Source organism: Streptomyces sp. NPDC006326 (genome assembly GCF_040612915.1).
Lineage (GTDB): Bacteria > Actinomycetota > Actinomycetes > Streptomycetales > Streptomycetaceae > Streptomyces.
The window spans coordinates 61,037-80,907 of sequence record NZ_JBEXRC010000017.1; the positions used below are offsets into that span (position 1 = coordinate 61,037).

The 19,871-nt window shown below is 72.8% G+C and carries 20 protein-coding genes; 11 read left to right on the forward strand and 9 right to left on the reverse strand.

Annotated features, from left to right (window positions below):
* Positions 1-33: 33 nt before the first annotated feature.
* Positions 34-828 carry a DUF4253 domain-containing protein gene (locus tag ABZ128_RS15790; RefSeq protein ID WP_356848798.1) on the reverse strand — a complete coding sequence of 265 codons (795 nt, stop codon included), beginning with the start codon at positions 826-828 and terminating at the stop codon, positions 34-36.
* 281 nt (positions 829-1,109) lie between these two features.
* Between ABZ128_RS15790 and ABZ128_RS15795 the strand changes: the two genes are divergently transcribed.
* Positions 1,110-1,997 carry a hypothetical protein gene (locus tag ABZ128_RS15795; RefSeq protein WP_356848800.1) on the forward strand — a complete coding sequence of 296 codons (888 nt, stop codon included), beginning with the start codon at positions 1,110-1,112 and terminating at the stop codon, positions 1,995-1,997.
* Positions 1,998-2,116: 119 nt separating this feature from the next.
* Here ABZ128_RS15795 and ABZ128_RS15800 read toward each other — a convergent pair whose 3' ends face one another.
* Complete coding sequence (locus ABZ128_RS15800) at positions 2,117-3,640, reverse strand: aldehyde dehydrogenase family protein (protein WP_356848801.1); 1,524 nt, start codon at positions 3,638-3,640, stop codon at positions 2,117-2,119.
* A gap of 149 nt (positions 3,641-3,789) precedes the next feature.
* Positions 3,790-5,076, reverse strand: a complete 1,287-nt coding sequence (locus tag ABZ128_RS15805) for a GAF domain-containing protein (RefSeq protein ID WP_356848802.1) — start codon at positions 5,074-5,076, stop codon at positions 3,790-3,792.
* Between the two features lie 186 nt (positions 5,077-5,262).
* Here ABZ128_RS15805 and ABZ128_RS15810 point away from each other — a divergent pair, with 186 nt between their 5' ends.
* Positions 5,263-5,445, forward strand: a complete 183-nt coding sequence (locus tag ABZ128_RS15810; RefSeq protein ID WP_356848803.1) for a hypothetical protein — start codon at positions 5,263-5,265, stop codon at positions 5,443-5,445.
* Here the strand turns inward: ABZ128_RS15810 and ABZ128_RS15815 are convergent.
* A complete protein-coding gene (locus ABZ128_RS15815) occupies positions 5,439-5,915 on the reverse strand; it encodes an SAM-dependent methyltransferase (RefSeq protein WP_356848804.1) in 477 nt (158 codons plus the stop codon). The two genes, ABZ128_RS15810 and ABZ128_RS15815, sit on opposite strands and share 7 nt — an antisense overlap.
* Positions 5,916-5,961: 46 nt before the next feature.
* Entirely contained in the window at positions 5,962-6,750 is a 789-nt protein-coding gene (locus ABZ128_RS15820) for a hypothetical protein (RefSeq protein ID WP_356848806.1), read from the reverse strand.
* A 136-nt stretch (positions 6,751-6,886) separates the two neighbouring features.
* Here ABZ128_RS15820 and ABZ128_RS15825 point away from each other — a divergent pair, with 136 nt between their 5' ends.
* Positions 6,887-7,801, forward strand: coding sequence for an oxygenase MpaB family protein (locus ABZ128_RS15825; protein ID WP_356848807.1), 915 nt, complete (start codon positions 6,887-6,889; stop codon positions 7,799-7,801).
* Between the two features lie 19 nt (positions 7,802-7,820).
* Here the strand turns inward: ABZ128_RS15825 and ABZ128_RS15830 are convergent, their stop codons facing one another.
* Positions 7,821-8,420 (reverse strand): methyltransferase domain-containing protein, encoded by a 600-nt coding sequence (locus ABZ128_RS15830; protein ID WP_356848809.1) that lies wholly within the window; start codon positions 8,418-8,420, stop codon positions 7,821-7,823.
* A gap of 186 nt (positions 8,421-8,606) precedes the next feature.
* Between ABZ128_RS15830 and ABZ128_RS15835 the strand changes: the two genes are divergently transcribed.
* The 7 genes from ABZ128_RS15835 (at position 8,607) to ABZ128_RS15865 (ending at position 15,050) form a co-directional block, all read left to right on the forward strand.
* Complete coding sequence (locus tag ABZ128_RS15835) at positions 8,607-9,398, forward strand: MHYT domain-containing protein (protein WP_356848810.1); 792 nt, start codon at positions 8,607-8,609, stop codon at positions 9,396-9,398.
* Positions 9,399-9,429: 31 nt separating this feature from the next.
* Positions 9,430-12,105 (forward strand): nitrate- and nitrite sensing domain-containing protein, encoded by a 2,676-nt coding sequence (locus tag ABZ128_RS15840; RefSeq protein ID WP_356848812.1) that lies wholly within the window; start codon positions 9,430-9,432, stop codon positions 12,103-12,105.
* A complete protein-coding gene (locus ABZ128_RS15845) occupies positions 12,102-12,548 on the forward strand; it encodes a roadblock/LC7 domain-containing protein (protein ID WP_356848813.1) in 447 nt (148 codons plus the stop codon). Before ABZ128_RS15840 ends, ABZ128_RS15845 begins: the two co-directional genes overlap by 4 nt.
* 16 nt (positions 12,549-12,564) lie before the next feature.
* Positions 12,565-12,945: a DUF742 domain-containing protein gene (locus ABZ128_RS15850; protein ID WP_356848815.1), complete on the forward strand. Its 381-nt coding sequence runs from the start codon at positions 12,565-12,567 to the stop codon at positions 12,943-12,945.
* A complete protein-coding gene (locus tag ABZ128_RS15855; protein ID WP_356848816.1) occupies positions 12,945-13,574 on the forward strand; it encodes an ATP/GTP-binding protein in 630 nt (209 codons plus the stop codon). Before ABZ128_RS15850 ends, ABZ128_RS15855 begins: the two co-directional genes overlap by 1 nt.
* Positions 13,575-13,721: 147 nt before the next feature.
* Positions 13,722-14,120: a roadblock/LC7 domain-containing protein gene (locus tag ABZ128_RS15860; protein WP_356848817.1), complete on the forward strand. Its 399-nt coding sequence runs from the start codon at positions 13,722-13,724 to the stop codon at positions 14,118-14,120.
* 117 nt (positions 14,121-14,237) lie between these two features.
* Positions 14,238-15,050 carry a DUF6397 family protein gene (locus ABZ128_RS15865; RefSeq protein WP_356848818.1) on the forward strand — a complete coding sequence of 271 codons (813 nt, stop codon included), beginning with the start codon at positions 14,238-14,240 and terminating at the stop codon, positions 15,048-15,050.
* Here ABZ128_RS15865 and ABZ128_RS15870 read toward each other — a convergent pair.
* The 3 genes from ABZ128_RS15870 to ABZ128_RS15880 form a co-directional block, all read right to left on the reverse strand.
* The gene (locus ABZ128_RS15870; RefSeq protein WP_356848820.1) at positions 15,014-15,415 is read right to left on the reverse strand and encodes a YchJ family protein; all 402 of its coding nucleotides are present in this window, start codon (positions 15,413-15,415) and stop codon (positions 15,014-15,016) included. The genes ABZ128_RS15865 and ABZ128_RS15870 overlap by 37 nt on opposite strands.
* Positions 15,416-15,421: 6 nt before the next feature.
* Positions 15,422-16,324 carry an acyl-CoA thioesterase II gene (locus tag ABZ128_RS15875; RefSeq protein WP_356848822.1) on the reverse strand — a complete coding sequence of 301 codons (903 nt, stop codon included), beginning with the start codon at positions 16,322-16,324 and terminating at the stop codon, positions 15,422-15,424.
* A gap of 79 nt (positions 16,325-16,403) precedes the next feature.
* Entirely contained in the window at positions 16,404-18,926 is a 2,523-nt protein-coding gene (locus ABZ128_RS15880; RefSeq protein WP_356848824.1) for a DUF3516 domain-containing protein, read from the reverse strand.
* Positions 18,927-19,071: 145 nt separating this feature from the next.
* Between ABZ128_RS15880 and ABZ128_RS15885 the strand changes: the two genes are divergently transcribed.
* Complete coding sequence (locus tag ABZ128_RS15885) at positions 19,072-19,863, forward strand: metal-dependent hydrolase (RefSeq protein WP_356848826.1); 792 nt, start codon at positions 19,072-19,074, stop codon at positions 19,861-19,863.
* Positions 19,864-19,871: the final 8 nt, after the last annotated feature.

The following is a 19,871-nucleotide window of genomic DNA, read 5'->3' on the forward strand; positions in this document are numbered from 1 at the left end:
TCCGTCGGCGTGGGACGTGGGTGGGCTGGGCGCTCAGTCCCACCAGAAGGTCCAGCTGTCCTGCTGGACGAGCTCCTCGGCGTACGCCTCCAGCGTCCCGGGTCCGCCCTGCAGGACGTTGTCCGGGCAGAACGCCACGTGCTCCGCCGCGATCCGCTCGGCCGATGCGAGCGTGGTGGGCGGGGCGGCCACGGACACGACGAGCAGGTCGAAACCGAGGCCGACGACCCGTATGCCGAAGCGGTCCTCCCATGAGCGCAGTACCGCGCACAGGCGCGCGGTGTCGTTCTCGTGGTTCAAGGGGCCCGCCCAGCCGATCGCCGCCGGTATGTCGGCGCTGCGGCGGGCGGGTACGAGCGCGAGATGCGGATCCCGGAACCAGGACGAGCGCCCGGCGGCCAGCGCGTCCGCGGTCCGGCCCGCCCGCACCTCCGGCGCAGCCGAGGCGGCGACCGCCCCGCTCTCGGCGAGCCCCGGCCAGTCCTCGCCCTCCGGCGCGTACTCCTGCCAGTACTCGGCGAGCACCTCGTCGGGATCGTGATCCCCCGGGTACGACACCTCGCCGGGCCTCAGCTCCCACTCTTCCGGGCCGCCCTGCGATCCGCCGAGATCCACGAGCACGGGCAACAGCCCGGCCCGCGCCGCCGGGGCGCCCAGTTTGGACCAGGTTCCCGGAGCGGCCGGCTTGTCGGCACGCCACAGCAGGGGCTCGGGCCGGCTCCCTTCGTCGGTCGCGCCTATGAGGCGCCCCGGGGGCAGCCGAAGGCCGAGGGACCGGCCGCTCGGGTCGGTGGCCAGCCTGGGCAGAGCGTTGGGAAGTGTCGCCATGTCAAAGACCGTAAGCGCAGCCACTGACAACACGTGCGTCCATGCAGCAGCGCAACACCGGTGTGCGACACCGGCTCCCGAGATCTCCGACCGGGCGTGCCCGTTCACCCACACCACCACGGACCTGGCCGAACGCACCCACCGGCCTGGGTACGGTGGCAGTGGAGGGCAGTCACGCGAAGAGGGACTCACCGGCTGGTCGGACGCAACACCCAGAAGAACCCCGGACTGCTGAACCTCGGAAACCAACCCCACCTGAGTTCGAGCCATCGGGAGCCAGAATGAGCCGTACCACCCCGCCGCGGCCGGTCGACGTCACCGCGGTCTTTCCTCAACTGGCCCCGCTGGCACGTCCGGCGATCCGGTTGCATCCCCGCCCCGGGTCCCCGACACCGCACGACAGTTCCGTCGGCGGGCCACTGCTGTGGCCCGCCGACGAGCCGTGGCCGTACTGCGGAGAGCCACACGGATGGCTGGAAGAAGGGCTGAACGCCATGCTGCCCGTGGCCCAGCTGTACGTGCGCGACATACCCCTCCTGCGACCGCCCGGACAGGCCGACGTGCTCCAGGTGTTGTGGTGCCCCTTCGAACACGAACCGGACTACAAGCCTCCGACTGCGCTGTTCTGGCGGTCCGCTGCAGAGGTCACCGACGTCCTCGTCGAGCCGCCCGAGCCGATCGAGGAAGAGTACGACGGCTACAGACCGGAGCCGTGCGTGCTCTGGCCGGAGCAGATCACCGAGTATCCCCATCTCATGGACCTGAGCAAGGAGCTACAGCAGCAGCTCGGGGACTGGAGCAACTGGCAGGCAGCCGGAGCCGCTGTGGACAGCTCCTGGGCGCCCTACCCCGATTCCTACTACGGGAGCGAGCTGTCCGTGGCCCCGGGCTGGAAGGTCGGGGGCTGGCCCCGTTGGGGCCTCACCGATCCCATCGCCCGGTTCTGCACCGCGTGTGGCGTCGGGATGGTCCCGCTGCTGACCATCGCGTCGAGCGAGTGGGACAGCAGCAACACGGGCTGGGTGCCGCAGGAGGACCACGAACTCACCTCCCTCGATGACGCCGATGTGGCGAACCCGCCCCAGGTCCAGGTTTCCCGGGGCAACCGCCTGCAGCTCTACGTCTGCCCGCAGAACCCGAACCATCCGCACACCGACCTGATCCAGTGAGCCATCGCCAACGCCCTCCCCGACGCCCCGTGCACCACGGGGGAGTGATGGGTGAGACCCGCCCGCGCACACCCGCTCTGCGTCCGGCGGCGGGTTCGGGGCGTCGCCGGTCTGCTCTCCTAGAAGAGGCCGAGGCGCTTCGGTGAGTACGAGACGAGGAGGTTCTTCGTCTGCTGGTAGTGCTCCAGCATCATCTTGTGGGTCTCCCGGCCGATGCCCGACTGCTTGTAGCCGCCGAAGGCCGCGTGGGCCGGGTAGGCGTGGTAGCAGTTCGTCCAGACGCGGCCCGCCTGGATCGCGCGGCCCGCGCGGTAGGCCGTGTTGATGTCGCGGGTCCACACGCCTGCGCCCAGGCCGTACGCCGTGTCGTTGGCGATGCGGACGGCGTCGTCGAAGTCCTCGAACGGGGTCACGGAGACGACCGGGCCGAAGATCTCCTCCTGGAAGATGCGCATCCGGTTGTTGCCCTCGAAGATCGTCGGCTGTACGTAGAAGCCGCCCGCCAGATCGCCGCCGTGGTCGATCCGCCCGCCGCCGGTCAGGATCTTCGCGCCTTCCTGGCGGCCGATCTCCACATAGGACAGGACCTTCTTCAGCTGCTCCTCGGAGGCCTGCGCGCCGATCATCGTCCCCGTGTCCAGGGGGTGCCCCGGGACGATCAGCTCCGTGCGGGCCACGGCAGCGTCGAGGAAGTCCCCGTACCGGCCGCCCTCGATCAGGGCGCGCGACGGGCTGGTGCACACCTCGCCCTGGTTGAGGGCGAACATGGTGAACCCCTCCAGCGCCTTGTCCCGCAGGTCGTCGTCGGCGGACCAGATGTCGTCGAAGAACAGGTTCGGGCTCTTGCCGCCGAGTTCGAGCGTGACGGGCTTCAGGTGTTCCGCCGCGTACTGCATGATCAGCCGTCCGGTGGACGTCTCCCCGGTGAAGGCGATCTTCGCCACGCGCGGACTGGAGGCGAGCGGTTTGCCCGCCTCCACCCCGAAGCCGTTGACGATGTTCACCACGCCCGGCGGCAGGAGGTCGGCCACCAGGCCCAGCCAGTAGTGCACCGAGGCGGGGGTCTGCTCGGCGGGCTTCAGCACCACCGTGTTCCCGGCCGCGAGCGCCGGGGCCAGCTTCCACACCGCCATAAGGATCGGGAAGTTCCACGGGATGATCTGGCCGACCACGCCCAGCGGTTCGTGGAAGTGGTAGGCCACCGTGTCGTCGTCGAGCTGGCTGAGCGCGCCCTCCTGAGCCCGCAGGGCCCCCGCGAAATAGCGGAACTGGTCGATGGCGAGGGGCAGGTCGGCGGCGAGGGTCTCCCGGATCGGCTTGCCGTTCTCCCAGGTCTCCGCGACCGCGACCGCCTCCAGATGCTGCTCCATACGGTCCGCGATGCGCAGCAGGACCGCGGAGCGTTCGGCGGCCGGGGTGCGCCCCCAGGCTGGCGCGGCCGCGTGCGCCGCGTCGAGGGCGCGTTCGACGTCCTCCGCCGTCCCGCGCGCGACCTCGGTGAAGGGCCGGCCGGTGACGGGTGAAGGGTTCTCGAAGTACCCGCCGCGGACGGGCGCGACGTACGCGCCGCCGATGAAGTGGTCGTAGCGGGACGCGTACGACATGAGCGCCCCCTCCGTGCCGGGCGCAGCGTACCGGGCCATGGTGTCCTCCCCTTGGCCGGGCGCCGGCCGCCGTCGGACAGCGCTCGGGAGGAGGCTAGGAGGCGGCAGGTTGCGGATACGTTGCACGCCGGGGCCCGCGGCTGCGGATGCGGCCGTCGTACGGGGTGGCCCGCCGGGCCGCCGACGGCCTACGGCCGGCGCCCGCGCCGGGCCGCCGCGGGGTCCGCTCCGAGCTCCCTGTCGAGGGACCGTACGCGGGCCAGCGCGGCCGGGCGGTCCGCGGCGGGCAGCGCCGCGGCCAGGGCCCGCCACACCTCCGGGTCCTCCGCGCCCCAGGGCGTACAGACCCAGTCCTTCAGGAGCCCGACGTCGGCCCGGGCGATCACGGCGGCCCGCGCCTGGTCCTCGATCCGGCGGCGCAACCGGACGATCCCGGGCGCGGTCGACCCGGGGAGCAGCGGGCCCGCGTACCGGTGCAGGGCCGCCGATACGGCGCCGACGGCCAGGTGGCGGGCCACCGTCGTGAAATCCGCCTCCAGCGGGGCGGCGAGCCGGTAGGGGCGGGACAGCGGGGCGCGGGCCCCCAGCAGGTGGCGCAGGCGGGACATCTCGGCGCGCAGGGTCACCGGTGACACCGATTCGTCCTCGTAGAGCGCGAGGGTGAGCTCCTCACCGGACAACCCTTCGGGGTGCTGCGCGAGCAGGGCCGTGATCTCGCTGTGCCGCCGCCCCAGGCGGATCCTGCGACCGCCGCCGACCAGCAGGGCCTCGTCCCGGCCGAGGGCGGTGAGCGTGTCCCCGGCAGCCGGAGGATCCGGCGCGAGCAGCGCCAACCGGGCCTCGGCCGCCCGGGCCACCGCCTGGACGAGGGCGAGGGAATGCGGATGGGCCAGGCCGTCGCCGCCGGTGATGTCCACCGCGCCGAGGACCTGCCCGGTGCGGGGATCGCGGACCGGGGCCGCCGCGCAGGTCCAGGGGTGGACGGGGCGGCTGAAGTGCTCCGCGCCGAAGACCTGGACCGGCTGCCCGAGCGCGACCGCCGTGCCGGGCGCGTTGGTCCCCATCGCGGTCTCCGCCCAGCGGGCACCCGGCACGAAGCCCAGGTCTTCCGCCCGGCGCAGCGTGGCCGCCTCGCCCTCCACCCACAGCAGGCTGCCCCGGGCATCGCACACCGCGAGCAGATGCGCCCCGTGCTCGGCGAACGCCCCCACCAGTTCCCGGACCACGGGCATCACGGGGGCCAGCGGGTGCTGCGCGCGGTAGGAACGCAGCTCCGCCCCCGACAGTTCCACCCGAGGTGTGCACTCCGGGCTGACCCGGACCCGGGCGCAGCGCTGCCAGGACTTCGCGATCACGGCGCGGACGGGAGCGTCGACCCGCCCGTCCTGCGTGAACGCGGCATGGGCCCGCCGCAGTACGCGGGTGCGTTCGGCGGGATCGGCCCCGCCCGGCAGCGCCACCGACGGATTCCCCATGCCGGCCTCCCGTGGTGCCGCGCTGCCCGGAGCGCCCCATCCTCGTCCCGGCCCCGCGCCCCGACAAGCCGTACGTCGGCCAGTCGGCGCCGGATCACAGCGGTCGGGAACGCAGCGGCCGGGAACGCGGCGGTGCGGTCGCGCGTTGAGGGGGTAACGGTCGACCAAGGGTGGAGGTGTCCGCAGATGTCCAAGAGCGGGAAGGTGGCGGTTGCCGGAGTCGCGGCAGCGGTCGTGTTGTTCTGGGCGGTCGGCTTCTGGGCCGGCCTGCTGGTCCTCGTCGGAGTACCGCTGGGCGCCTATCTGCTGCTCGACTCCTCCCAGCGGCGCCGACTGCGGGGCATATCGAGGAAGCAGCTGGGTCAGTAGTAGTCGCGCATCAGCGCCGTCGCCCACTCGGGCTGGCGGTGTTCGCCCCGCGGGCCGAACTCGGCCATGTACGGCTTCAGGTCCAGGACCGGGGTGCCGTCGACAGCGTCCAGACCCTCCACGTGCACGTCGAGTCCGTCCACCTTCACCACCCGGCACCGCGAGAGCCCCAGCCTGTTGGGCCGGTTCTTGCCGCGCTGGGCGAAGATCCCGACCAGCGGCCACTCCTCGTTGCCGCGGGGGTGGCGGGCGCCCGTCTCGATCTTCTCCACCGGCACCCGGTCGAAGTGGTACAGCACCTCGATGTGCGAGAAGTCGGCCAGCCCGTACAGCGCCTCCGGGCCGAACCGCTCCGCGTCCAGGCGGATCACGGCCGTCTCCTTCCCCCAGTCGTCGTCGACGACCTCGGCGCGTCCTCCGACCACCACACCCACCGGCTCGACCTGCACCGGCGCCCCGTACCCCTGCATCCCGACTCCCTGACCCGCGTCTCCCCGCACCATGTCCCCCTCGTGTTCAGGCCGGGCGCACGGCGACGCGGTCCAGCGCCGCCAGCAGCTCCTGAAGCTCCGGCAGCCCATGATCGCTCACGCGGGGCACCGGCAGGACCTCACCCGGCTCCTCGTCGAGCAGGACGAAGGCCGCGCCGTCGGTACGGGCCACCAAAGACCACCCGGGCCCGTCCACCCGCAGTGTCCGCGCGCCCTCTGCCGCGAAGGAGGAACGCACCCGCCCGGGCGGCGGCGGGCTCTGCGTGTACTCCACCGCTTCCTTCAGCGCCCGCGCGAGCCCGGGGTGCGCCGCGGCCGCCGCCCCGCCGTCCGTCGCGACCCGCTCGCGCCAGTCGGACCACTCCCGGGCGATCTGATCCGCACCCATCCTCCGCTGGACGGATCCCCACACCTCCGCGGAGGGCGGCGCCAGCGGCACCCGGCCGGTCCCGTCGGCACCCTGCTCGGGATCGTGCGGTTCCGGGATGCCGGGCGTCGCCACCGACAGGTCCAGCGGCCAGCCGGCCAGCGAGACCACGATCGTCCGCTCGTCGGGGGACAGGTCGTAGTCCATGCCGCAGTCCCAGGAGGCGATCGCCGTGGCCACGAGCGAGACGTCGTCGACGACGACCGTCCAACGGGCCCCCTCCTCGTCCTGGCCCAGCACCAGCCCGTAGCCGTCCGGCGCCGGCGGTACGCCCAGCAGCGCGCAGGCCTCGGGGAAGTCGTCCCCGAGGATGCCCGGAAACTGGGCGGGGGTCAGCAGCACGGCGGTCAGCACGTAGAGCGAGCCGCCGCCCTCATCGTCGGACACGTAGCCTCCCGGTCGCTCTGTCGTCGGCGCACCCTAACCAGCGGGTAACCCCTGCGTCGAGAGCCTGCGGGCGGCGATTTCCAAGCCCGCTACCTGCACGTAGAGTTGGGGACCCGCCACAGAAAGGGACACCCCGGTGCAGCGTTACGACCGGCTGAGGGAGATCCTCCGGCTCGATCCCGACGAGGATTTCCTCACCATCTACCGGCTCACCGCCACGTACGAATTTCCCTGGGACTTCACCCGGGCCCTGGAACTCGCACTCTTCCGGACGTATGCCGTCCCGAGCATCGGCCGCCTGCTGGCGGCGACCGCAGAGTTCACCGAGCGCCCGCAGAAACGCTACGACGACACGGCGCTGCTGCTCGACGCCGTCGTGGAGCACGGTTTCGAGAGCGAGACCGCGCGTACGGCGATCCGCCGCGTCAACCAGATGCACCGCAGCTACGACATCGGCAACGAGGACATGCGCTACGTCCTGTGCACCTTCGTGGTGATTCCGGCGCGCTGGCTGGACGCGTACGGCTGGCGCGCGATGACCCACCACGAGCGCCGGGCCTCGGCGAACTATTACGCCACCCTCGGCCGACACCTGGGCATCAAGGACATTCCCGGCTCCTACGCGGAGTTCGAGGAGACGATGGACGCCTACGAGAAGTCCCACTTCGGCTGGGACGAGGGCGGCCGCGAGGTCGCCGAATCCACCCTCGGCCTGATGGCCTCCTGGTACCCGGCCCCGCTCGCCCCCGCCGTCCGCGGGGCGAGCCTCGCCCTGCTCGACGAGCCGCTGCTGGACGCCTTCCGCTTCGAGCGCCCCCACCCCCGGGTCCGGCGGCTCGTCCGGGGAGCCCTGCGGCTGCGCGGCCGCGCGGTGCGGCTCCTGCCCCCGCGCAGGGCCCCGCACTACGCCCGCCAGAACCCGGAGATCAAGGGCTACCCGCACGGCTACGACGTGGGCGAGCTCGGCACCTTCCCCGTGCCCGGCCCGGGGGGATGCCCCGTGCCGCACCCCCGCCGGCCGGCGGGGGCCGAGGCCCAGCCCCCGATGTGATCCGGGAGTCCCGCGGGCTTCAGCCCTGACGGACCGCGAGGGCCAGGAAGCGGGTGTCCTCGTCGGCGTACGAGGTCATCCGCCAGCCCGAACGGGCCAGCAGCGGGCGGAGGTTGTGCTCCGCGCGCAGGTCGTCAGGCGTCAGCGCGCGGCCGTGCCGGGCGGCCAAGGCCGCCCGCCCGATCGGATGGAACAGCGCGAGCCGGCCGCCCGGGCGCACCACGCGGGCCAGCTCCCCCAGGTTCGCCCCCGGGTCCGGCAGGTGGGCGATCAGGCCCGCCGCGAACACCGCGTCCAGCACCCCGTCGCGCAGCGGCAGCCGGGCCACATCGGCCAGCAGCAGCGCGCCGTCGGCAGCCCGCCCGGCCCGCTGCGCCGCGGACAGCATCTGCGCGGTGAGGTCGGCGCCGAGCACCGTACCCGTCGGGCCGACAGCGGCCCTCAGGGCGGCCAGTGCCCGCCCGGTCCCGCACCCCGCGTCGAGCACCCGGTCCCCGGCCCGCAGCCCGAACTCGGCCACGGCGCGCTCGAAGGCCGGCCCGTCGTCGGGGAACTTCCGGTCCCAGTCGGCGGCGCGCGCACCGAAGAAGTCCTGCACGTGCGTGTGGTCCTCGCTCATGTGGACATGATCCCCCACGGCGTCGCCGTTCCACCCGGCCCGCCCGTCCCGCGCGTGCGGCCCGTGGGCAAGGTGGCATGCGGCGCGATCGAAGGCGAACGTATCTCTGTCATATTCCAGCAGTTCCAGCGTCTTTCGAAATGCTCCCCTTGTTCGTGGCCTCACCCGGACTAGCGTCCCGGGGCCATGGGACACCTCGACCACGCGGCCTACGGCTGGCTGACCCCCGTACTCTCCTATGTGATGGCATCGATCGGTGCCGCCCTCGGACTGCGCTGCACCGTACGCGCGCTCGCCGCCACCGGCTCCTCGCGCCGCAACTGGCTCCTCACGGCGGCCTCCGCCATCGGCACCGGCATCTGGACGATGCACTTCGTCGCCATGCTCGGCTTCGAGGTCACCGGCACCGAGATCCACTACAACGTGCCGCTGACGATCCTCAGCCTGCTCGTCGCCGTGCTGGTCGTCGGCTCCGGTGTCTTCGCCGTCGGCTACGGCAGGAACCGCGGCCGCGCCCTCGTCCTCGGCGGACTCACCACAGGCCTCGGCGTCGCGAGCATGCACTACCTCGGCATGGCCGCCCTGCGCCTGCACGGCAGGATCACCTACGCCCCGCCCACGGTCGGCCTCTCGGTCGCCATCGCGGTGGTCGCGGCCACCGCCGCCCTCTGGGCCGCGCTCAACATCAAGTCACCGGTCGCCGTCGCCGTGGCCTCCCTCGTCATGGGCGCCGCCGTCAGCAGCATGCACTACACCGGGATGATGGCCGTCGCCGTCCGCGTCACGCCGTCCGACCACGCGCTGCCCGGCGCCACCGCCATGCAGTTCATCTTCCCGCTCGCGGTCGGGCTCGGCTCCTACCTCTTCATCACCTCGGCCTTCGTCGCGCTGTCCCCGACGGCCGACGAACGCGCCGCCTCCGCCTCGGCCGCCCGGCACCTAGGCGAGCAGGCCGTGCCGCCCCTGCCCGCCCGCTGACGCCCGACCAGGACCGCAGGAACGAGGACCCATGCGCATACCCCGCAGACAACCGGCAGCGGCGGCGCCGCAGCAGCTGCCCGCGCCGCCGGTGCGCGGGCGCCGGGCCCATGCCGGACCGCCCGCCGACGAAGCACGGGCGGCGGAGCAGTACGCCGCGGAGAGAGAGGGCGCGGTGAGGCAGGACGCGGCGCCGGAGAGCGGACACGCGCCGCCCGCCGCCGGCAGCGCCCCCGCCGCCGGCAGCGCCCCCGCCGCCGGCAGCGCCCCCGCCGCCGGCAGCGCCCGCACCCCCGGTGGCGCCCCGGCAGCCGGTCCGCGGCGGGGACTGCGGCCCCGGACCGTCCGCGCAAAGATCGTCTCCCTCCTGATGGTGCCGGTGGTCTCGCTGCTCGCGCTCTGGGGCTTCGCCACCGTCAGCACCGCCCAGGAGATCGCCCGGCTCGGCCGGGTCCAGCGGGTCGACGCCCAGGTCCGCACCCCTGTCACCGCAGCCGTCACCGAGCTCCAGGCCGAACGGCGCGCCGCCCTGCGCCACCTGACCGACCCCGCCGCCGGCCAGGACGGCTCCCTGGAGCAGCAGTCGCGCCGCACCGACGCCGCCGTGGCGCGGCTGCGCCTCGGCGACCGCCACACCGTGGCCGAATCCGGCGACTACCGCAGCGAGGTCGTCGTCCGCCTCGACGCCTTCGTCGCCGCCGCCGAGGGACTGGGGTCCGCCCGCAAGGAGATCGCCGACCGCCGCGCCACCCCCGACGCGGCCTACGAGACGTACACCCACGTCCTCGACACCGCCCTGGCCGTCAGCGGTTCCCTCGCCGGCGGTGAACGGGCCGAGCTCGGCCCGGACGCCCGCGTCCTGCTCGAATTCGCCCGCGCCGGCGAACTGCTCGCACGGGAGGACGCGCTGCTGACGGTGCCGGGCCCGCGTACGGCCGAAGCGCTTCGGCGTCTCACCGCGGTCATCGAGACCCGCCGCGCCCTCATCGCGAGCTCCACCGCCGACCTGCCCGCCGCCCAGCAGGACGCCTGGCAGTCCGTCGCCAAGAGCGCCGCCTACGCCGAAGTCACCGCGGCCGAGGACCGGGTGCAGACGGCCGGAGCCGCCAAGGACGTCCGCGGCGCGCCCGCGGGATGGGACGCCGCGTACACCGGCGTCAGCCGCTCGATCCGGGAGATCGAGGAGGCGGCGCACACCGCCGCGGTGTCCCGCAGCGACCCCTTCGCCCGGGGGGCGCTCAGCCCGGCCGGAGCCGCCGTGGTGCTGGGCCTGGCCGCGGTCGCCGCCTCCCTCGTCATCTCCGTACGCATCGGGCGCGCCCTCGTCGTCGAGCTCGTCTCCCTGCGCAACACCGCCCTGGAGATCGCCCACCGCAAACTCCCGTCCGCCATGGACCGGCTGCGCGCCGGCCAGGAGATCGACGTCGACGCCGAGACCCCGCCGGGACCGGTTGCCGACGACGAGATCACCCAGGTCGGCGCGGCGCTGGCGACCGTCCACCGGGCGGCCCTCGGCGCCGCCGTCGAGAGGGCCGAGCTGGCCAGCGGGGTGAGCGGGGTCTTCGTCAACCTCGCCCGGCGCAGCCAGGTCCTGGTGCACAAGCAGCTCGCCCTGCTCGACTCGATGGAGCGGCGCACCGACGACCCGGGTGAGCTCGGCGACCTGTTCCGCCTCGACCACCTCACGACGCGGATGCGCCGGCACGCCGAGAGCCTGATCATCCTGTCGGGCGCGGCCCCGGGGCGGGCCTGGCGGATGCCCGTGCCGCTGACCAATGTCGTACGGGCCGCCGTCTCGGAGATCGAGGACTATCCGCGGATCGAGGTCCGGCAGCTGGCCGAGGCGGCGGTCATCGGCGGGGCGGTCGCCGACCTCACGCATCTGCTCGCCGAACTCATCGAGAACGCCGCCCAGTTCTCGCCGCCGCACACCAAGGTCCACGTCAGCGGCGAGCCCGTCGGCGCCGGATACGTGCTGGAGGTCGAGGACCGGGGGCTCGGCATGGGCCCCGAAACCCTCCACGAGGCCAACCGCCGCATCGAACAGTCAGAGGCGCTCGACCTCTTCGACAGCGACCGGCTCGGACTGTTCGTGGTCAGCCGGCTCGCCGCCCGGCATGGGGTGAAGGTGCACCTGCGCACGTCACCGTACGGGGGCACCACCGCGGTGGTGCTGCTGCCGAACTCCCTGCTCCAGGGCGCGCTGGCGGCCGGTTCCGCCGGCCCTTCGGGCCCCTCGGGCACGGCCGCGACACCTGGCACGGCGGCGGCCCCGGCGCAACGGCCGGAACCGGCCGCGGCGCTGTCGCAGCCGCCTGCTCCCGCCCCCGCGCCGGCCCCTGCGCCCGCGCCCGTGATGACGGTCGTACGGGAGGAACAGCACCGCCCCGCCTCCGTGGCACCGCTGCGCCCGCGCGGCCCCGGCGGCGCTGCTCCCCGTACCCCCTCGGGACAGGGACCGGGATCGGCACCGGCTCCGGCAGCGGCGGACGAACTGCCCCGCCGCGTACGGCAGGCCAGCCTGGTCCCGCAGCTGCGCGAGGCCCCCGCCGCCGGCGAGCAGGCGGGACCACACCTCCCCGAGGCGGACGCGCCGGGGTGCAGCCCGGAGCAGGCCCGGGACCGTATGGCGGCCTACCGGGCCGGCTGGGCCCGCGGGGCCCAGGAGAACTCCGCCCACGCGGGCGGCGAAGGAGAGCAGCGATGATCGAACACCACAGGAGCGGCAGCCTCGACGGCGGGCGCCGGTCCGGCGAACTGGACTGGCTGCTGGACGACCTGGTGGTCCGGGTCCGCGAGGTCCGGCACGCCGTGGTCCTGTCCAACGACGGCCTGGCGGTGGGCGCTTCCAGCGCACTCAGCCGTGAGGACGCGGAACACCTCGCGGCCGTCGCCTCCGGCTTCCACAGTCTGGCCAAGGGAGCGGGCCGGCACTTCCACGCCGGGGGCGTGCGCCAGACGATGGTGGAGATGGACGAGGGCTTCCTCTTCGTCGCCGCCGCCGGGGACGGTTCGTGCCTGGCCGTGCTCAGCGCCGCCGGCGCCGACATCGGGCTGATCGCCTACGAGATGGCCCGGCTGGTGAAGCGCGTCGGCGAGCACCTCTACACCCCGCCCCGCTTCGCGGCGCGGCCGCCGGCCGCGGGCTGAGGCGGCGGTCCGGCACATGGAAGGCCAGTGGTACGACGCCGACGCGGGCCCGCTCGTCCGCCCGTACGCGATGACGGGCGGACGGACGAGGCCGGGACCCCACGGAGTCCGGTTCGACCTGATCGCGCTGGTCGTCGTGGACCCCGGGGGCACGGATCCTGCGGCGGAGTCGCTGCTCGGCCCCGAGCACCGGGCACTGCTCGGGCTCTGCCGGTCCGAGACCCAGTCGGTGGCGGAACTCGCCGCCGACGCGGACCTGCCCGTCGGCGTGGTGCGGGTGCTGCTCGGGGACCTGCTGGAGGCGGGGCACGTCAAGGTGAGCCGGCCGGTGCCGCCGGCCCGGCTGCCGGACGAGCGGATTCTGCGTGAAGTCATCGAGGGATTGCGAGCGCTGTGATGGGACACGAGGACGGAACCGGGGCCGGGGCGGACGGTGAACTGGCTTCCCTCGCGCTGAAGATTCTCGTGGCGGGCGGCTTCGGCGTCGGCAAGACCACGCTGGTCGGCGCGGTCAGCGAGATCCGGCCCCTGCGGACGGAGGAACTGCTCAGCGAGGCGGGCGAGACGGTCGACGACACCGACGGCGTGGCGCAGAAGACGACCACGACGGTGGCCATGGACTTCGGGCGGATCACCATCCGTTCCGGGCTGGCGCTCTACCTGTTCGGGACGCCGGGCCAGGACCGGTTCTGGTTCCTGTGGGACGAGCTGTCCCAGGGTGCTCTGGGAGCGGTCGTGCTCGCCGACACCCGGCGGCTGGAGGACTGCTTCCCGGCGGTGGACTACTTCGAGCACCGCCGGATCCCCTTCCTGGTGGCCGTCAACTGCTTCACCGGCGCGCGCGGTTACGGGGCGCACGAGGTGGCGCGGGCGCTGGACCTGGAGCACGGGACACCGGTGGTGCTGTGCGACGCGCGGGACAAGGACTCGGGCAAGGAAGTGCTGATCAGGCTGGTCGAATACGCGGGCAGGGTGCACACCGCCCGACTGCTGGACTCGGTGGAGCCGCAGGCCGGTTCCGTGTGAACCGGCCCGCGCACGCCTCTTGCGTCATCTTCCCCGCCATGAGGACATCGTCCTTGCCCCAAAGCCGCTGGTGGGGAAGGCTGGCGGGCACTACTACGCGGGGCGGGGCGCGGCCACGGCGGCGGCGTCGACGGGGAGGGGCTCGACATGGCACTGGACAAGCAGCTCGACTGGCTCCTGGACGACCTCACGCGCCGGGTCCAGCAGGTCCGGCACGCGGTGGTGTTGTCCAACGACGGCCTGGTGACGGGCGCGAGCGCCGGGCTGGCCCGGGAGGACGCGGAGCACCTGGCGGCCGTGGCGGCGGGTCTGCAGAGCCTGGCGAAGGGCTCGGGACGGCATTTCCGGGCCGGCGAAGTGCGCCAGACCATGGTCGAGTACGACGAAGGCGTCCTGTTCGTCATGGCGGCCGGCGCGGGGAGCTGCCTGTGCGTCCTCAGCGCCGCCGAGGCGGACATCGGTCAGGTCGCGTACGAGATGACGCTGCTGGTCAACCGGGTCGGCGAGCATCTGGGCGTGGCGGAACGGCGGGTCACCGGAGGCTGAGGCCGGGGGTGCCCGGCGGAGTTATCCACAGGCCTGGCAGGCTGTCGTGGCACTGAGTTACGGTCTTCACACAGAGTGATCGCCATACGCGATCGCCACACGTGGGGGAGGGCCGTCATGAAGGTTGCAGTGGAAGCCGCCCAGGGCGTACGGGCGGACGCGCCGCCGGCGCCGGCCGTGGGCGGGGCCCGGGCCGCCGGGGAACTGGGGCTCAGCCGCAGCGAGTTCGCCCGAGCCGTGCAGCTGGGGCTCGTACGTGCCGAGCCGTCGGTGCGCGGGGGGAGCGCAGGTTATGCGCAGGCCGAGCTGGACCGGGTCAAAGCGGCCGAAGGCTTCCCGCAGGCCCTTCGCGCGCAGGTCGAGACCGTCGCCGGCGCGGAGGCCGCGGGAGCCGTACTGGGCATCAGCCCGGGCCGGTTCACCCGGCTGGCGCGGTGCGGGCACCTGACCCCGGTCGGCTACCGGATCAACCGCTACCGGGCGGTGGTGTGGCTCTATCTCGCAGAGGAGCTGAGGCAGTTCGCCGCCCGGGAGCCCGGGATGCTGCGGGGGAGCGCGCCACCGGGGGACCGGGAGCTGATGGAGGCCAGGGCGGATCTGCGCCCGCGGGCATGGCGCGCCCGGCATGTGGGGCTGTTGCTGAGACGAACCGCCGATCCCTGGGAGCGGGCTGCCGTCCTGGCCTCGGTGCTCCCGGAGGAGGAGGTGCGCGGGGCCGTGCCCGACCCGGCGGAGCGGATCATGCTCGCCGCGCTGGCCCCGCCCCCGCCGTACGGGCATCCGCAGATCCCGGCCGCCGCGGTCGTGGCTGCGGGGCTGCTGCGGGCCGGGCCGCCGGACGAGGTCGACTGGTACCGCACCAGCCTGGACTTCGCGCTGACCGGGGCACGCGGTCAGTCGAAGTCGACCGGGGAGAGGGGGCCGACGTAGACCCAGTCCCCGCCTTCCCGGGTGAAGCTGCTGTGCTCGTGCAGGGAACCGGTGTGCCCGCCCTCGCGGTAATGCGCCCGGAACTCCACTGAACCCTGCGTGTCGAACATCCCGCCGCGCTCGGTGGCGAGGACCTCCAGTCGCACCCAGCGCTGTCCGGGATCCAGGTCGAGCCGGCCGGGGCGGGTGTCCGGGTGCCAGGAGCGCAGCAGGTAGGCGGTGTCGCCGACGGCGAAGGCGCTGAAGCGGGAGCGCATCAGCAGCTCAGCGGTGGGCGCCTGCCGCTCACCGGAGTGGAAGCGGCCGCAGCACTGCGGATAGGCGGCGGGCAGCCCGCAGGGACAGGGGAGGGCCGGGGAGGTCATGTCTGCTCAGTTCTTCGGGTTCGGCTCGGCCGACGCGGACGGGGGATACGGGCGGAAGAGGCCTTCCTGGACCACGGAGACCAGCAGCCTGCCCTCCAGGTCGTAGATGCGGCCCCGGGCCAGGCCCCGGCCGCCGTGCGCGATGGGTGACTCCTGGTCGTACAGGAACCACTCGTCCGCGCGGAAGGGCCGGTGGAACCACATGGCGTGGTCGAGGGAGGCCATGTCGAAACCGCGCACGCCCCACAGCGGTTCCACGGGGATGCGCACGGCGTCGAGGAGGGTCATGTCACTGGCGTAGGTGAGGGCGCAGGTGTGCACGAGCGGATCGTCGCCCAGCGGGCCGACCGCGCGCATCCACACCGCGCTGCGCGGATCGGCGTCCTTGAGCCCCTCGGGGGTCCAGCGGAGCCGGTCCACGTACCGGATGTCGAAGGGCTGGCGGCGGGCCATCCGCTCCAGGGCCTCGGGCAGGGCGCCCAAGTGCTCGCGGATCTCGTCGACGACCTTCGGGAGCGTGTCCGGGTGGGGGAAATCGAGGCGAGGGGGCAGCTGGTGCTCGATGCTGCCCTGCTCCGGATGGTGGAAGGAGGCGGTCAAATTGAAGATCGTTTTGCCCTGCTGGACCGCGGTGACGCGCCGGGTGGTGAAGGACCGCCCGTCGCGCACCCGCTCCACCTGGTACACGATCGGCACCCCGGGGATGCCGGGGCGCAGGAAGTACGCGTGCAAGGAGTGGACGGGGCGGTCGCTCTCGGTGGTGCGGCCGGCGGCCACCAGGGCCTGGCCGGCGACCTGCCCGCCGAAGACCCGCTGGAGGGATTCCTGCGGGCTGGCGCCGCGGAAGATGTTGACCTCGATCTGCTCCAGGTCGAGCAGATCGACCAGTCTCTCGGCGGGGTTCGTCATCAGGGGTTCTCCACTGTCGGGCCCGGCAGGGCCGGTCGCTGGCGGGTGGGGGGCCCGCCCGGACGGAGTCCGGGAGGGCTCAGAGCACGCCGAGTTCGCCGACCGAGGTCAGCCGGATGACGGCCCGGCCCTCCTCGTCGGACGCCGCGAGGTCGACCTCGGCGCTGATACCCCAGCCATGGTCCCCGGCCGGGTCCGCGAAGGTCTGGCGGACGCGCCACAGGCCGTGCGCCGGGTCCTCCTCGATCTGCAGCAGCTTCGGTCCGCGCGCGTCGGGGCCGGTGCCCAGGTCGTCGTACTCGTCCCAGTAGGCGTCCATGGCCTCGCCCCACGCGTCGGCGTCCCAGCCCGACTCGCCGTCCAGCTCGCCCAGCTCGTCGATGTGGTCCAGGGCCGCCAGCTCCACCCGGCGGAACATGGCGTTGCGGACCAGGACCCGGAAGGCGCGCGCGTTCGCGGTGACCGGCTTGACCTGGTCGGCCTTGTCCTGGGCTTCCTCCGCCGTCTCCACCTCCGGGTTCGCCAGCTGCTCCCACTCGTCGAGCAGGCTGGAGTCGACCTGGCGGACGAGTTCGCCCAGCCACGCGATGAGGTCCTGGAGGTCCTCGGACTTCAGGTCGTCGGGGATGGTGTGGTCCAGCGCCTTGTACGCGCCGGCCAGGTAGCGCAGCACGATCCCCTCGGTGCGGGCGAGTTCGTAGAAGGAGGTGAACTCGGTGAAGGTCATCGCGCGTTCGTACATGTCGCGGATGATCGACTTCGGGGAGACCGGGTGGTCGCCGACCCACGGGTGGCTCTTGCGGTACACGTCGTAGGCGTGCAGGAGGAGTTCTTCGAGCGGCTTGGGATAGGTGACGTCCTGGAGCCGTTCCATCCGCTCCTCGTACTCGATCCCGTCGGCCTTCATCGCGCCCACGGCGATGCCGCGTTCCTTGTTCTGCTGGGCGGCCAGGATCTGGCGCGGGTCGTCCAGCGTCGACTCCACGACCGAGACCATGTCGAGCGCGTAGGAGGGGGACTCGGGGTCGAGCAGGTCGAAGGAGGCCAGGGCGAAGGTGGACAGCGGCTGGTTCAGTGCGAAGTCCTGCTGGAGGTCGACCGTGAGCCGGATGGTGCGGCCCTCCGCGTCGGGGGTGTCGAGCTTCTCGACCACGCCGCCGTCCAGCAGCGAGCGGTAGATCGCGATGGCCCGGCGGATGTGGCGCAGCTGGGCCTTGCGCGGCTCGTGGTTGTCCTCCAGCAGGTGGCGCATGGCCTGGAAGGCATCGCCCGGCCGGGCGATGACCGACAGCAGCATGATGTTGGTGACCTTGAAGCGGGAGGTGAGCGGCTCCGGGTCGGCGGCGATGAGCTTCTCGAAGGTGGTGTCCGACCAGGCGACGAAGCCCTCGGGGGCCTTCTTGCGCACCACCTTGCGGCGCTTCTTCGGGTCGTCGCCCGCCTTCGCGAGCGCCTTCTCGTTCTCGATGACGTGCTCGGGCGCCTGGGCGACCACGAAGCCCGCCGTGTCGAAGCCGGCGCGTCCGGCCCGGCCGGCGATCTGGTGGAACTCCCGGGCGCGCAGGGTCCGCACCCGGTTGCCGTCGTACTTGGTGAGCGCGGTGAACAGCACCGTGCGGATCGGGACGTTGACGCCGACGCCGAGGGTGTCGGTACCGCAGATCACCTTCAGCAGTCCGGCCTGGGCCAGCTTCTCCACCAGCCGCCGGTACTTGGGCAGCATGCCCGCGTGGTGCACGCCGATGCCGTGCCGCACGTAGCGCGAGAGGTTCTGGCCGAACTTGGTGGTGAAGCGGAAGTTGCCGATCAGCTCGGCGATCTTGTCCTTCTCCTCGCGGGTGCACATGTTGATGCTCATCAGCGACTGTGCCCGCTCGACCGCCTGGGCCTGCGTGAAGTGCACGATGTAGACCGGAGCCTGCCGGGTCTCCAGCAGCTCGGTGATGGTGTCCGTGATGGGCGTGGTGACGTACTCGTACGACAGCGGGACGGGCCGGGTCGCGGAGCGGACCACCGAGGTCGGGCGGCCGGTGCGCCGGGTGAGGTCCTCCTCGAAGCGCTTCACGTCGCCGAGGGTCGCGGACATCAGGACGAACTGCGCCTGCGGGAGCTCCAGCAGCGGGATCTGCCAGGCCCAGCCGCGGTCCGGCTCGGCATAGAAGTGGAACTCGTCCATCACGACCTGGCCGATGTCGGCGTACTTGCCGTCGCGCAGGGCGATGGAGGCCAGCACCTCCGCGGTGCAGCAGATCACCGGGGCGTCGGCGTTGACCGATGCGTCGCCGGTCAGCATGCCGACGTTCTCCGTGCCGAACAGCTTGCACAGGTCGAAGAACTTCTCCGAGACCAGCGCCTTGATCGGCGCGGTGTAGAAGGTGACCTTGTCCTGGGCGAGCGCGGTGAAGTGAGCGCCGGCCGCGACCAGGCTCTTGCCGGAGCCGGTCGGAGTGGACAGGATCACGTTCGCTCCGGAGACGACCTCGATCAGCGCCTCCTCCTGAGCCGGGTACAGGGTGATGCCCTGATCCTCCGCCCACGAGGAGAAAGCCTCGAAGAGGGCGTCGGGGTCGGCGTCGGGCGGGAGCTGATCAATGAGGGTCACACCCCCCATCTTGCCTGGCTTCCCCCCGGATGAGGGAACCGGCGGAAGGATCGAAGATCATCGCCGGTACGCTGTGCCGTTGACCGGGCCCGATCGACACCGTCAACGGGGCCCGACCACCACACGACTGGGGCGGGGAACGACCATGATGGGTCCGGCGCACTCACTGTCCGGGGCGGCAGCCTGGCTGGGGGTCGGAGCGGCAGCCGCTGCCATCGGGCACCCGATGCCCTGGCCGGTCCTCGTCGTCGGCGCGCTCATCTGCGCCGGCGCGGCCCTCGCACCCGACCTCGACCACAAGTCGGCGACGATCTCCCGCGCCTTCGGGCCGCTGTCCCGCGGACTGTGCCAGGTGGTCGACAAGATGTCCTACGCCGTCTACAAGGCCACCCGGGCGCCGAAGGACGCCCGCCGCAGCGGCGGCCACCGCACCCTGACGCACACCTGGCTCTGGGCCGTCCTCATCGGTGCCGGCTCCTCGGTGCTCGCCGCCACCACCGACCGCTGGGGCGTGCTCGTCCTGCTCTTCGTCCACCTGGTGCTCGCCGTGGAAGGCCTGCTGTGGCGGGCCGCCCGGATGTCCAGCGACGTGCTCGTCTGGCTGCTCGGCGCCACCAGCGCCTGGATCCTGGCCGACGTGCTCGACCAGCCGGGCAACGGGGCCGGCTGGCTGTTCACCGGTCCGGGCCAGGAGTACCTGTGGCTGGGCCTGCCCGTCGTCCTCGGCGCCCTGGTCCACGACGTCGGCGACGCCCTGACCGTCTCGGGCTGCCCGATCCTGTGGCCCCTCCCGATCGCCGGGAAGCGCTGGTACCCCGTCGGCCCGCCGAAGGGGATGCGCTTCCGGGCGGGCAGCTGGGTCGAGCTCAAGCTCCTCATGCCCGTGTTCATGCTGCTCGGCGGCGTGGGCGGTGCCTCCGCCCTCGGGTTCATCTGACCCTCGGA